At 66.6% G+C, this 12,403-nt stretch carries 11 protein-coding genes; 4 read left to right on the top strand and 7 right to left on the bottom strand.

Features of this window, described 5'->3' with window-relative positions:
- Positions 1-3 precede the first annotated feature (3 nt).
- The 3 genes from N1027_RS09950 to N1027_RS09940 are packed head-to-tail and all read right to left on the bottom strand — an operon-like array spanning position 4 to position 2,649.
- Positions 4-888: an EamA family transporter gene (locus N1027_RS09950; protein ID WP_259507355.1), complete on the bottom strand. Its 885-nt coding sequence runs from the start codon at positions 886-888 to the stop codon at positions 4-6.
- Positions 885-1,772: a helix-turn-helix domain-containing protein gene (locus N1027_RS09945; RefSeq protein WP_259507354.1), complete on the bottom strand. Its 888-nt coding sequence runs from the start codon at positions 1,770-1,772 to the stop codon at positions 885-887. Before N1027_RS09945 ends, N1027_RS09950 begins: the two co-directional genes overlap by 4 nt.
- 22 nt (positions 1,773-1,794) lie before the next feature.
- A complete protein-coding gene (locus N1027_RS09940; protein WP_259507351.1) occupies positions 1,795-2,649 on the bottom strand; it encodes an SDR family oxidoreductase in 855 nt (284 codons plus the stop codon).
- Between the two features lie 233 nt (positions 2,650-2,882).
- Between N1027_RS09940 and N1027_RS20115 the strand changes: the two genes are divergently transcribed.
- Together N1027_RS20115 and N1027_RS09930 are read left to right on the top strand one after the other, a co-directional pair.
- Positions 2,883-4,223 carry a HupE/UreJ family protein gene (locus N1027_RS20115; RefSeq protein WP_259507349.1) on the top strand — a complete coding sequence of 447 codons (1,341 nt, stop codon included), beginning with the start codon at positions 2,883-2,885 and terminating at the stop codon, positions 4,221-4,223.
- Positions 4,224-4,243: 20 nt separating this feature from the next.
- Positions 4,244-4,639, top strand: coding sequence for an LPXTG cell wall anchor domain-containing protein (locus N1027_RS09930; protein ID WP_259507348.1), 396 nt, complete (start codon positions 4,244-4,246; stop codon positions 4,637-4,639).
- Positions 4,640-4,698: 59 nt separating this feature from the next.
- On the opposite strand, the gene N1027_RS09925 is transcribed toward N1027_RS09930, so the two are convergent.
- Positions 4,699-5,787, bottom strand: a complete 1,089-nt coding sequence (locus N1027_RS09925; protein WP_259507346.1) for a DUF916 domain-containing protein — start codon at positions 5,785-5,787, stop codon at positions 4,699-4,701.
- 122 nt (positions 5,788-5,909) lie between these two features.
- On the bottom strand, positions 5,910-7,880 hold the full coding sequence (locus tag N1027_RS09920) for a purple acid phosphatase family protein (protein ID WP_259507344.1): 1,971 nt from the start codon (positions 7,878-7,880) through the stop codon (positions 5,910-5,912).
- A 270-nt stretch (positions 7,881-8,150) separates the two neighbouring features.
- Between N1027_RS09920 and N1027_RS09915 the strand changes: the two genes are divergently transcribed.
- Together N1027_RS09915 and N1027_RS09910 are read left to right on the top strand one after the other, a co-directional pair.
- Positions 8,151-8,810, top strand: a complete 660-nt coding sequence (locus N1027_RS09915; RefSeq protein WP_259507342.1) for a type 1 periplasmic-binding domain-containing protein — start codon at positions 8,151-8,153, stop codon at positions 8,808-8,810.
- An 88-nt stretch (positions 8,811-8,898) separates the two neighbouring features.
- Positions 8,899-9,291, top strand: coding sequence for a DUF7144 family membrane protein (locus N1027_RS09910; protein WP_259507340.1), 393 nt, complete (start codon positions 8,899-8,901; stop codon positions 9,289-9,291).
- A 41-nt stretch (positions 9,292-9,332) separates the two neighbouring features.
- On the opposite strand, the gene N1027_RS09905 is transcribed toward N1027_RS09910, so the two are convergent.
- Together N1027_RS09905 and N1027_RS09900 are read right to left on the bottom strand one after the other, a co-directional pair.
- The gene (locus tag N1027_RS09905; RefSeq protein WP_259507339.1) at positions 9,333-9,890 is read right to left on the bottom strand and encodes a hypothetical protein; all 558 of its coding nucleotides are present in this window, start codon (positions 9,888-9,890) and stop codon (positions 9,333-9,335) included.
- 137 nt (positions 9,891-10,027) lie between these two features.
- Positions 10,028-12,250, bottom strand: a complete 2,223-nt coding sequence (locus N1027_RS09900) for a sensor domain-containing protein (RefSeq protein WP_259507337.1) — start codon at positions 12,248-12,250, stop codon at positions 10,028-10,030.
- Positions 12,251-12,403 lie beyond the last annotated feature (153 nt).

Here is a 12,403-nt window from a genome sequence, read left to right as displayed (position 1 = left end):
ACTTCAGGTGGTTGCGAGCACTGCGCTGGCAGTGAGCGCGAGTGCGAGACCGATGATCTGGAGGAGAGTGAGACGCTCTCGGAGCACGATCGCGGCGAGGATCACCGTTCCGATCGGATACAGAGCGTTGAGAACGCTGACCACCGGGAGGACATCCGCGGTCGCCCCTGAATGGAGAGCGGCCTGGATGAGGACGTTCGCGGATGCGTCGAGCGTGCCGCAGATCGCGAGCTGCACCCATAACCTGCCGCTCCGACCTGGCGACAGAGTGGCGGCAACCCCTTGTCGTCCCCGTTCACGGCTGACGACGACGGCGACTCCGATCCACATCACAGCGGCTTGCACGATGCGTGCCACGACGAGTGGCGCCAGCCCGTCCTCGGGTGCCGTCGCCGCGTAGGCGAGCACCAGCCCGCCGAACCCGCAGCCTGCTACTCCCGCAGTGACTAGCCCGCGACCTGTCAGCCGCGAACCGGAACGATCCTTGACGGCGCCGACCAGTGCGACAGCGACGACGGCCACGATGATCGCCACCACACCGAGGGCCGAGAGCTGTGAGCCCGCGAAGACCAGGCCGATGCTCACCGGGACGATGACAGACACGACGGATGTCACCGGCGAGAGCACGCTCATCGGCCCGACTGCGAGGGCGGTGTAGAGCATGAGCACTCCGATCGAGCCCGACACTCCGGCGATGACGCCCCAGAGGAGCGCATTCGTCGTGAACTGCCCGCCGAGCACCGCGAGACCGACGAAGAGCGGAACCAGTCCTATGAGCGCCGCCCAGGCTGTCGCCACGATCGGACGGATCGATCGCGACGCCAGCCCACCTAAGAAGTCGGCGAACCCGTAGGCCAGCGCCCCGGACAGTCCGAGGAGAATCGTCATCGTTTCGGCCTGCTCTCACTTCCTGCCTGGGGTCCGCCGGGGACGGTTCCGGCCCAGCTCGCCAGCAAGGAGAGCGACTGCTCTGACACGGAGCCCGGTTCCGTCGTGTAGATGTAGAGCGTCTGGGATGGCTCTCCGGGAAGGGTGAGGGTTTCGAAGTGGATCTCGAGCTCGCCCACCAGAGGATGATTCAGGCGCTTGGTGCCGTGCGTGCGCTGGTGCACCCGGTGCGCTGACCACCACTGACGGAACTCGCTGCTCGCTACGGACAGCTCACCCACGAGCTGCTGGGTGCCCTTGTCGTCAGGCGTCATCGCCGCGTCCAGACGCAGCGCCTCGACCGCAGTGCGGGCCTGCTCATCCCAGTCTCTGAACAACGTTCGCGCTCCGTCATCCAGCAGCATCCAGCGAGCGTAGTTGCGAAACTTGGCGGGCATCGATTCGAAGTCCGCGAACAGCGCCCGCGCGAGCGCGTTCGAGGCGAGGATGTCGGTGCGACGGCCCAGGATCAGCGCCGGCTGGGTGCTGAAGGAGTCGAGGAGCCGATAGAGCCCCGGTCGAACGCGCTGCACGGAGGGGCGAGAACGGGCGGCCGGGGTTCCCGCCGTGCTGACCAGGGTGCGGAGATAGTTCTCGCCCGCGGCGTCGAGGTCCAGCGCTCTGATGAGAGCGTCGATGACCTGTATCGACGGGGTGACGCTGCGGCCCTGTTCGAGGCGCGTGTAGTAGTCGGTGGAGACGCCGGCGAGCAGGGCGACCTCTTCTCTGCGCAGGCCGTGGACCCGCCGGATCCGGCCATCAGGAAGCAGCCCTGTCGACTCGGCGTTCCGGCGTGCGCGAGCACGACGCAGGAACTCCCCCAACTCCCGGTGCGGATCGGTCATGCCTCTATTGTCCCCATGTCGATCAGCGCACGTAATCGGTGCTGTGCGCGAGTTCACGGCCCGCGAGGACGTCGGCCTTCAGCGAGTCGGCCTTGCCTTCGGCCAGGCCGGAGGAATCCGAGCCGAGCTGCTGGTGCAGCGGACCGCTCTCCCTCTGAGCGATGGTGACGAACGCCGCGGCCGCCTTGGCCGGGTCGCCGGGCTGGGTGCCGGGCATCGCTTTGTGCGCGGTGATCATCTCGGCGATCTCCGGATACGCGTTCGAGCGGTCATCCGTCAGAGCGAGGGAGTCCTCCGTCAGGAACGCGGTGTCGAAGTAACCGGGCTCGACGATGGTGACGCTGACGCCGAATCCTGCGACCTCGGCGGCGAGCGACTCGGAGAGACCCTCGATGGCGAACTTCGCCGCGCTGTAGAGGCCCCAGCCCGGGAACGCCAGCAGGCCCACGATCGAAGAGACGTTGATGATGTGCCCGCTGCCGGCAGCGCGCATCTGCGGCAGAACAAAGCGGATGACGTTCCAGGTGCCGATCACCTGCACATCGAACATCGCGCGGATGTCCTCGGTGCTGGTGTTCTCGACGGCGCCGAGGATGCCGTAGCCGGCGTTGTTCACCACGACATCGATCCGGCCGAACGTCTCGGTCGCCTCGGCGATCGCGGCACTCACCTGCGTCTCGTCGTTCAGCTCCACCTCCAGCGCAAGCAGGTTCGCGGTCTCTACTTCGCCGAGCGCGGCGAGGAGACGCTCTGAAGAACGCGTGGTCGCCGCGACCTGATCGCCGCGACTCAGCAGGTGCTTCACCAGCGCGAGGCCGAGGCCACGCGAAGCACCGGTCACGAACCAGACGGCCGGACGGTCAGTGGGGTAAGTCATTGGGGTTCCTTTCCTTGGGGTGCTTCCAGCCTCCCCCAGCGCCGGCCGAGCACTTTCGCCACACCTGGCCCACGTGTGCCTAGGTCTGCCAGTCCCACCCGCACTACCCTCGGGCGCTGAGCCCTCCGCCGCAGCGCACTCCGTTACGGGCCGATCACTCGGTTTTGCCCGCCGTTCGTCTGGAGTTGGCCCGGGAGAACCGGGCGGCAACTCCCGGCGACTACCGTGCCTCTGTGCATCCGATTCTCCTCAGACGAGCCCGGCCGTGGATGGTCGTGCTGCTGGCTGTCGCCGCGGCTCTTCTCGTGCTTCTGCCCGCCCGCAGCGCATCCGCTCACCCCGCCGGCACCACCGGAGTGTTCGTCACCATCCAATCGGATGCGGTCGATGTCGAGATGCAGATCCACAAGGCCGGCTTCACCGCGGCCACCGGGTACGACGTCACCGATCAGGCGGCGCTCGACGCGGTCTCGGAGAACCTCATGACGTTCATCCTCAACCGCGTGAGCGTGTCGGACGGCACCTCCGCCCTCGAACCCACCGTGACCCAAAGCCCCGAGCTCGTGCCCGTGAACGGCGAGGATGCGATCGTCACGACCGTGCGGTTCTCGGATGCCGGCCGCAGCATCGAGGGTGCGATCAAGCTCGATTACGACTTCATCCTCGATGTCGTGCCCGCGCACCAGGTGTACGTGGCACTCGTGAGCGACTGGGCCAACGGGCAGGTCGCCGAGGGCGATCCCCAAGTGGTCGCCGTGCTGGGAGGCGGCGTCACAGAGGTGACGCTCGATCGCACGGAGCAGACGCCGCTGCACGGATTCTTCTCCGTGGTCTGGCTCGGGATGCTGCACATCGCGGAGGGGACCGACCACCTCCTCTTCCTCGCGACACTGCTCGTGGTGGCTCCCTCGCTCGCCGTTCGCGCGAGCAAGAAGACGGGATGGGGATTCCGCTGGACCCAACCGATCCCGCTGAAGAAGACCATCGGTCGCGCCACCCTCATCATCACCTCCTTCACCGCCGGGCACCTGGTGACGCTCGCCCTCGTGTCGCTCGGTCTCATCTCGTTCCCCACGAAACCCGTCGAGATCCTGGTGGCCGTCTCGATCATCGTCGCTGCGATCCACGCGTTCCGCCCCCTGATGCCGCGGGGTGAACTGCTCATCGCGGGAGTCTTCGGCCTCGTGCACGGAACCGCGTTCGCCACCACGATCCTCGATCTGAACCTCGGCTTCGGCGAGAAGATCGTGGCGATCCTCGGGTTCAATGTCGGTGTCGAGCTGGCTCAGCTCACCGCGGCGGTGCTCGTTCTCCCCCTGTTGATCCTGCTCTCGCACGCGCGCGCCTACTCGGGATTCCGCACGGTGGTCGCCGGCGTCGCCGTGGTCGCGGCGACCACCTGGATCGTCGGCATCAGCACCGATCAGGAGTCCGCGTTACAGCCCGTGTTCGACCAGATCGCCCAGTTCCCGATCGTGTTCTACCTGGCGCTCGTGGCGATCGTGGTGGCCCTGTGGTACTTCACACGCATCCGGCAGTCCGAGCCCACCCAGCTGGAAGCGTCGCGGCGGTGAGCCGGTCGTCGAACACACGGATGCGTGCCCGTGCGCTGACCTCGTGCGTCGCGCCGGCACTGGCGCGCGGCCTTGGCGGCGTCGCGCTGACGGCCGCTCTTCTGGTGCCCGCCGGCACAGCACTCGCGACGACCGACGACGATCCACCGGCTACGCGCACCGAGGAGATCGGTGTGGACATCCCCGATCGTTCCGGGGGCCCGACGACACCCACACCCACACCCACATCGACGCCGACCGCGACGCCCACGCCCACCTCCACTGCCGCGCCCGCTCACGGCGGCGCGAGCGGCGGACTCCCCGACACGGGAATCGACCTCTCGGCCCTGTGGCCCCTCGCCGTGTCCGCACTGGGCCTGACGGCGGCGGGAACCGTCGTGCTCGTATCTCGCCGTCGGCGCCACGCCCGGGACTGAACCCGCGCGCACGGAAAAGGGCCCCCGATCCTGATCGGGGGCCCTTTTCTGACCAGCGACTACTCGACTGTGGCGCCGGCCTTGGCCCGCTCCTGCTCGAGCGCCTTGGCGACGGCCTCCTCCATCTCGGCCTCCCGACGCTTCTCCGCCGCCTTCTTCCGCGTTGCGCGGTTCCGCAGCAGGAAGAACACGCCGGCCGCCACCAGGAGCACGATCACCAGCAGCGTCCACGGGATGGCGGGGCCGGCCGCCGTGCCCGACACCTCGGTGATCGGCGACGTCGAGCCCGAGGCATCCAGAACCAGCGGCGTGACCGTGGTCGAGGCGAGCAGCGCGAACAGTGGCGGCACCCCGGCCAGGCTCACGGTCTGCGTCCACGACTCGCCGGGCAGCAGTTCGGGCACCGCGTCGACGGCGGGCGCATCCAGACCGAACATGCCGAACGGGCCGCTCACGTGGGTGGCGGGCTGGGCCGAGATGGCCGCATTGCCCGAGTTGTGCAGCGTGTAGCTGACCGTGGCGTCGCCTCCCGCGAATGGGTTGAGACCACCGCCCCAGGAGACGGACATGTTCTCGACCGCCAACGCCGGCGCGATCTCACCGCCGACGCGCAGGTTGACCCGGATGCCGAGACGACGGTCGACATTCACACCTTGCTCGGCGTCGGGCACGGTCAGCGACGTGACCACCCCGCCCGCGTAGTCGCCAGGGGTGGCCTCGGCCGGCACGGCGACCGTGAACGGCACGGTCGCCGTCTCACCGGCCGCTACCGTCACCGAGGGGTTCTCGGTGGTGACCCAGGCGCCCACACCGTGCGATTCCTCGCCAGCCACGAGCAGCGAGAGCTGGCCGTCTTCCGAGGTCGAGCCGTCGGCCGCGTAGACCCGCAGTTCGACGGGGTCGGCGCCGTGGTTGGCCACGACGATCGAGTCGTAGATCGTGCCGCCCGGATCGATCGTGTAGCTGTAGTTCGTGCGCTCCGACCCGTACTCGTTGGAGGCCGTTCGCACCGTCCAGGTGACCGGGTCGCCTTCGGCGGCCATCGCGGGGGCCGCGACAGGCGCGAGAACGAGGAGCGCGGCGACGAGCGCGGTGGACAGTTCACGGATGCGGGCCCAGCGACGGGCGGGAGTGGATCGTGCGTTCACGAGAGACCTTCGAAGTGAGGGAAAAGGGAAGGGGGAAAGGAGAGGGCGAAAACGGGGATGTCCGTGGGTGAGGGAACGAGTCCCCCACCCACGGACGTGGTGCTGATGCGCTGGGCTCGGGGTCAGCCGGCCAGTGCGGTGAGCGTCAGGGTGGCGCGGTAGCTACCCTTGGCGGTCTCGACCGGGAGCTTCAGGTCGAGGTCTGCTCCGAGAAGCGCCTCACCCTTCGGGTGGTCCTGGGCTCCCGAACCGAGCACTCGGTCGATCGAGAGGCCCTTGCCGCCGTCGAAGCCCGACGCGACCGGCGCGCCTGCCACAGCGCCGGCACCATCGGTGACGACCTTCGGGCTCCAGCCCATGTAGCTGCCGGAGAAGGTCTTGTCGCCGTCGGTGAAGTCACCGAGCACCGAGGTGATCGACCAGGGCGAGAGCGACGAACGGGTGTCGGCCACCTTGATCGGGTTGATCTCACCGGTCGCCTCGAACGCGCCGTTGTTCTCCTGAGCGGTGCCGAGGTCGACGAGGCCGTTCTGACCGTCGATCGTCCAGCCGAACTCGCCGGGAGCCGCGGCCGGGACGTCGACCTGGATGTCCTCACCATCGCCGTGGAACGGGTGGATGGTCACGGAGTCGATGATCGAACCCACGCCGTCGACGGGGGCGTTCGTGGCGGCGGTGCCGCACCAACCCACCTTGCCGAGCTCGACCGCCGAGTTCGGCGCGTCGCAGGTGCCGGAGCGGACGCCCTCGACCACGAGCGCGTCGGCCTTGACCTGCACCTTGACGTAGCTGCGCACGTGCTCCTGGTTCTCCACCGAGTCATACCAGTAGTTGCTCGGGTTCAGCGGGTCCGCACCGTTGCCGGCACCGGTGGTGCCGCTGTCGTCGGGCGCAGTGATGTCGTAGTACTTCGAGCCGGAGGCCGAGTTCGCCGTCATGTAGATGACGCCGCCCTCACCCACGAACACGTCGTTCTGACCGGGCTGCTCGTCGGGGTTGGCCTTCTCGCCGTTCTTGATCTCGTAGCTGCGGGTGTACACGTGGTCGTGTCCCTGCAGAACGAGGTCGACACCCAGGTTCGAGAAGGTGGTCGGGAAGTCCACACGGCGAACCTTGTTGTCGCCATCCTTCGCGTGGTCGGCCGCCGAGTAGATCGAGTGGTGGTAGGTGAGCACCGTGTACTTGGCGTCGGCGCCGTGAGCGTTGACGACGTCGGTGACGTACTGCACGTGCGCCGCGTCACCGCCGCCGGTGGCCGAGTTGTAGCTGTTGCTGTTCAGGTCGATGAAGAGCACATCCTTGTAGATGTACCAGTAGTCTCCGCCCGAGTCGGTGGCCGTGTTGCCGTTGCGGTAGTACGCGGCGGAACGGTCGGTGTTGGGCGTGTAGAAGTGCTGCTCATACGCCTTGCCGCCCACGTCGTGGTTGCCGATCGTGGCAGCCCAGGGGTACTGGCGCAGCTGGTCGGGTGCCATGAAGGCATCCCACTGCGACTCGGTGTTCGCGGTCTCGACCTGGTCGCCGCCCGACACGAGGAGTTCGGCGTTCGGGTTGGCGGAGAGGGCGACGTTCATGGTGTCGACCCAGCCGGCCTGGTCCTTCGGCACGTTGCCCGACGATCCGATCTGCGGGTCACCGAAGAACAGGAAGTCGAAGTCACCCTCGAACGACTGCGTCTTGAACGAGTAGGTGGGCGACCAGTTGCCCTCGGAACCGACGCGGTAGGAGTACTGCGTGTTCTCGGCGAGACCCGAGAGGGTGGCGTGGCGGTTGAAGCCGGTGGTCGTGGTGTTCGCAGCTCCGGATGCGGCGAACGTGGTGACCGAGGTCACGAAGTCGCCGCCGACGAGGGCGGAGCTCGGAGCGAGCTGCACGAGCTGAGCGGTGTCGGTGGTGGAGTACCAGCTGATGTTGCGCTGGGCCTCGTCCGAGCCGACCCCGAGGACGATGCCGGTGTACGACGCGGTGTCGGCCGCGGAGGCGGAGGTCGGCGCAGCGAGCGCGCCGCCGAACACCAGTGCCGCACTGACCGCTGCGGCAGAGAGCCACAGGGCAGCTCGGCCGCTCGGCCGGGTTGGGACAACCAGAAGCATGAGTCTTCCGTTCTGTAATTGGAGGTGATAGTTGGTGGCAGAGGGGGTCCACGATGTGCAGGCCCCACGAGAAGAATCGAGGCTAAAGATTTCCTGATACTTAACGAGCGGTAATTTTCGTGCGCTCATCCAGCGAAACTTCGTGCGATCTCGGAGCTCCCCCGTCGGAGAGAAAGACGTTTGCCAGAACAAGGCCGAGCCGCAACCATCCCGACACCGGCGTGCGGCATCCTTGGGGCGTCAATCGCCTTTCGCTCGCAAGGAACCGCCGTGCCTTCACTCCTCCCACTGCTCAGACTCGCCGTAGTGGCCCCGCTCGTTCTCGGCCTGGCGGGATGCGCAGGGGCCGACTGGAACACTCCGCAGCCGTCGACGACACCGCTCGGAACCCCGGCAGCCGGCTTCGTACCGGATGTCGAGCCATCACCGGAGGCGACCGTGAACCCTGCCGCAGGCTCCTGGACCGACGTGAGACCGGCTCCCGGATACCGTGTGGTGCTTCTGACGTCGGGAGACGATGTCACGACAGAAGCCCTCTCGACCGCGGTCGAACAGTGGGCGGAGGAGACGGATGCCGACCTGCGCCACGTCGAGGCCGGCAGCGACCCCATCCCCGGAATCGTCGAGGCCATGGACATGAATCCCGAATTGATCGTCACGGCGGGAGAAGATCTGGTCGATTCGCTGGCGATGGTGACGCCGAACCATCTCGACGTGCCGTTCCTGGTGCTCGGCGCCGAACTCGCCGAGCCCACCTACAACGTCACGGCCGTCGACTGGGCCGGTGCAGGGTTCCGGGGCGAGGGGCTGGGCAGCGCGACGCATTTCGACGAGCTCTCGTTCAGTCCGGAACGCTGCGCTGACGCCATCCGGGCGGGTGCGGCCGCCGTGCTCACCGGGATGACCGGGGTTGTGCTCTGGATCGACTGAGTTCAGCTGCCTGTGACGACGTGGTCGATGACAGTAGGGTGATGCGCAACACGAGTCGGACAACGCCGGCTCGGAGAAAGGGGTAGCCGTGCGTCGACCAGGTGGAGTCACCCTTGTGGCCGTGATCGTCTGGATCTCGGGGGCACTGCAGGTGATCGGCGGCGTCATCGGACTGATCACCGCGTCGACGACGGCCGAGGTGAACGGAGTGCCCGGCTCGGCCGGGACGCTCACGGCCACCGCGATCGTGGCGATCGTGCTCGGCGTGATCACCATCGCGGTCGGCGCGGCCCTCCTGCGGGGCAGCCAGCTCGCCCGGGTGCTCACGACGATCGTGCTCGCCCTCAACCTGGCCAGCGCCATCTACCTGCTCGTGGCCGTGCCGACGAGCCTGTGGCAGGGCGTCATCAACGGCGTTCTCGCGCTGCTCGGCATCGTCCTCCTGTACACCCGCAGCGCGAACGCCTACTTCCGCCGGTAGCCCGCGGCCGGACGCCGGACGGCGGCTATTCGGGCGCGCGTCTACCGCGGAGCGTCGTCCGATTCGAGGTCGGAGGGGCTCGACTCGGCCATCGCCGCGGTCAGGTCGAATTGCTTCATGATCAGGGCCACGGTGCTGGCGAAGGCAGCTGCGAGGGCGAGAACGATCGAGGGGATGAAAGCTGTCGCGGGAGGCACCCATCCCCCGAGGATCCACGGAAGCGACACCAGCACGACAACCGCCCCTGTGCACACCCACTGATTGACGACGAGGCCGATCGATTCGCCCGAACCTCGGCGCTTCAGCATCCGCCGCCCCGTGTCCACGGTGGAGAGGAGCACGATGACGCTTATCCCGATGAACGTCAACGCGCCCCAGATCGGGTCGAACACCGCGAGAGTCAAGGCCACGAAAAGTGGGAGGGCGTAGACGGCGAACACCCAGCGCACGCCGGAGCGCAGGTAATGGTCGGCCGCATCCGACGCCATCATCATGCGGTGCAGATCGGTGTCGAGATAGAAGAACACCCCGACGATGAACGTGCCGATCAGTGTTGCAGCGACCCCGCCGAGACCCAACAGGAACTCACTCGAATTCATCAGCATCGTCGGTCACCCCGGTCGCGATAGATGGTCGTTTACGGAGAAGGCTATCGCCTCCGCCTCCTTCGCGATCGGATGACAAGAGTTGCTGACGGCGGAACTCCTACGCTGACAGGGCGCCCAGGCGCGGAACTTCAGCCCACCGACAGGTCACCCGCAACGAAGTGCGTCAGCCATGCGAGAAGGTCGTCGTGGCCGATCGGGCGGGCGATGTGATGGCCTTGGAGGCGGTCGGCGCCGAGGCGACGCCCGATTTCGAGCTGATGCGGTGTCTCGATTCCCTCCGCCACGACTTCGAGACCGATCTGATGGGCCATGTCGACGAGGCCTGAGATCAGAGCTTCGCCGACGGGGCCGTCTTTCTGAATGAAGGCCCGGTCGATCTTCAGCTCCGTCAACGGGAGATCGTACAACTCGATGAGCGACGTGTTGCCCGTGCCGAAGTCATCGAGCGACACCCCGATCCCGAGGTCTCGGATCCCCTGCAGCCGGGCGATGATCTGCGGAACATCCGTCAGATGCTGCGACTCCGTCAGCTCGATCTTCACCAGATTCGCGGGGATGGCGTGTGCGGCGATCACGGCGGTGATCGCGTCGACGAAGCCCCGCTCCATGAGCTGAATCACCGGCACGTTGACTGACACGGCTACGGGGTGGCCCGATGCCAGTGAGTCCCGTGCGAGCGCGCACGACTGCCGGAACACCTCCAGCCCGATCTCGTGGATCACGCCGTTCTTCTCCGCGATCGGGATGAATTCCACCGGAGAGACGTCACCCAGCTCAGGGTTCCGCCAGCGGGCCAGCGCCTCGACGTCGGTGATGGTGTTGCTGCGCACGTCGAACTGCGGTTGAAAGTGGGTGGTGATCTCTCCCCTGCCCACAGCACCGTGCAGCGCCGTGTCGATGCTCAGCTCACGCGGATGCATGAATCGCGCAGGCGCCCCCATCCGAGCAGCCTTCTCTCGATACATCGCGGTGTCTGCCGCGGTGATGAGGCTCTGCGCCTTCAGGACGACCGGCAGCGCGGAATCGATGTCGCCGCTCACGGCGATTCCGATGGATGCGGAGACGAAGATGTCCCGACCACTGAGCCGAAGCGGCTCTCTGAGCTTCTGACGGATGCGCGCGGCGACATCGTGCGCATGCGTCTCGTCCTGCTGGTGGGCGAGGAGGACGACGAATTCGTCTCCTCCAAATCGAGCGACGACATCCGACTCTCCGGTGACCTCCAGAAGAACAGAGGCGACGTGACGCATGACGACATCGCCGGCGTGGTGCCCGAGCGTGTCATTCGTGCGTTTGAAATCGTCGATGTCGAGGTACAGGATGGTGACCCCTGTGAATACGGGCGGCGCGGCAGCCAGTTCTCGCTGAAGGGATTTCTCGAACAGCACCCTGTCCGGGAGACCCGTCAACGAATCGTGCGTGCTGGCCCAGACGGCCCGCTCGAGGAGCCGCGAATTCTCGAAGGCCACGGCCGCCATGGCGCCGAGGCTCTCCAAGCGCTCTCTGAGGAACTCGCTGATGGCGATCGGAGGTGTCGCATTGGCCCAATAGGCCACCAGGATTCCGCGCAACTCACCACGAGACGTGATCGGCATGGCCGCGAAAGCAGTGACCTCCAACTCGTCCAGCAAGCGTTGCCTCCGGTCGGTCGGGTTCGGTCCTACCAGGATCGGGTGCCCCGTGGCCACCAGCGCGGCCAGCTCGGGCGATTCATAGGTCGAAGCGGAGTATCGGCGCAGTGTGTCCGAGAGGTGGGCCGGCCACCCCGATTGGGCGCGCAGTCTCAGTTGCTCCGAGGGCGCATCCCAGAGGTCGACGGTCGAGCGGTCGGCTGCGCAGACCACCTTGACGCCTTCTGCAATGGAATCCGCCAGATCAGCGGCGCTCGAGTACTCGCCCAGCAGCCGCGCCACCATGAGCAAGAGGCGTGCCGTCTCCGCTTCACGCTTCTCGCTCTCCCTCAGGGCGACGATCTCTGAGATGTCCCGCTGAACGCTGACGAAGTGGGTGACGTCGCCACCGGGTCCATGGATCGGGGTGATGGTCAAGCCGTTACAGAACTTCTGCCCGTTCTTGCGGTAGTTCACGATCGGCCCGCGGAACGTCTCCTGAGCAGCGATCGCCGCGTGGATGGCTCGGACAGCCTCCGGGTCGGTGTCCTCGCCCTGAAGGAGCCTGCAATTACGCCCGAGAATCTCGGCTTCGGAATAGCCGATGAGGTCCTGGACGGCCTGGTTGGCATAAATGATCCGTTCATCGGCATCCGTCACGATGACGCCTTCAGAATTCAGAGCAAGAGCCCGCGCGAGAAGCTCACTCGACACCGCATCCCCGCTGGTGCTACTCGTCATATGTGCCCAATTAGGCTCACCCCCGCACAGGCGCCGACGAACGAACCTGTGGTCGCTCAGCGTAGTGCCCGTCGATGGCCACGTATAGGAGCGAGAGTTACGAGCACGTGACCTTCCTCCGGTCCAGAGGTCACACATCAACCATTTCGGCGC

Source organism: Herbiconiux aconitum, from assembly GCF_024979235.1.
In the GTDB taxonomy this organism is placed as follows: domain Bacteria; phylum Actinomycetota; class Actinomycetes; order Actinomycetales; family Microbacteriaceae; genus Herbiconiux; species Herbiconiux aconitum.
This window is presented reverse-complemented; position numbering and strand designations above follow the sequence as displayed.

Excerpts from the sequence above, each read along its gene's own strand:
- N1027_RS09945 (WP_259507354.1), bottom strand. The coding sequence starts at position 1,772 with ATGACCGATCCGCACCGGGAGTTGGGGGAGTTCCTGCGTCGTGCTCGC.
- N1027_RS09905 (WP_259507339.1), bottom strand. The coding sequence starts at position 9,890 with ATGAATTCGAGTGAGTTCCTGTTGGGTCTCGGCGGGGTCGCTGCAACA.
- N1027_RS09920 (WP_259507344.1), bottom strand. The coding sequence starts at position 7,880 with ATGCTTCTGGTTGTCCCAACCCGGCCGAGCGGCCGAGCTGCCCTGTGG.
- N1027_RS09900 (WP_259507337.1), bottom strand. The coding sequence starts at position 12,250 with ATGACGAGTAGCACCAGCGGGGATGCGGTGTCGAGTGAGCTTCTCGCG.
- N1027_RS09950 (WP_259507355.1), bottom strand. The coding sequence starts at position 888 with ATGACGATTCTCCTCGGACTGTCCGGGGCGCTGGCCTACGGGTTCGCC.
- N1027_RS09930 (WP_259507348.1), top strand. The coding sequence starts at position 4,244 with ATGCGTGCCCGTGCGCTGACCTCGTGCGTCGCGCCGGCACTGGCGCGC.
- N1027_RS09940 (WP_259507351.1), bottom strand. The coding sequence starts at position 2,649 with ATGACTTACCCCACTGACCGTCCGGCCGTCTGGTTCGTGACCGGTGCT.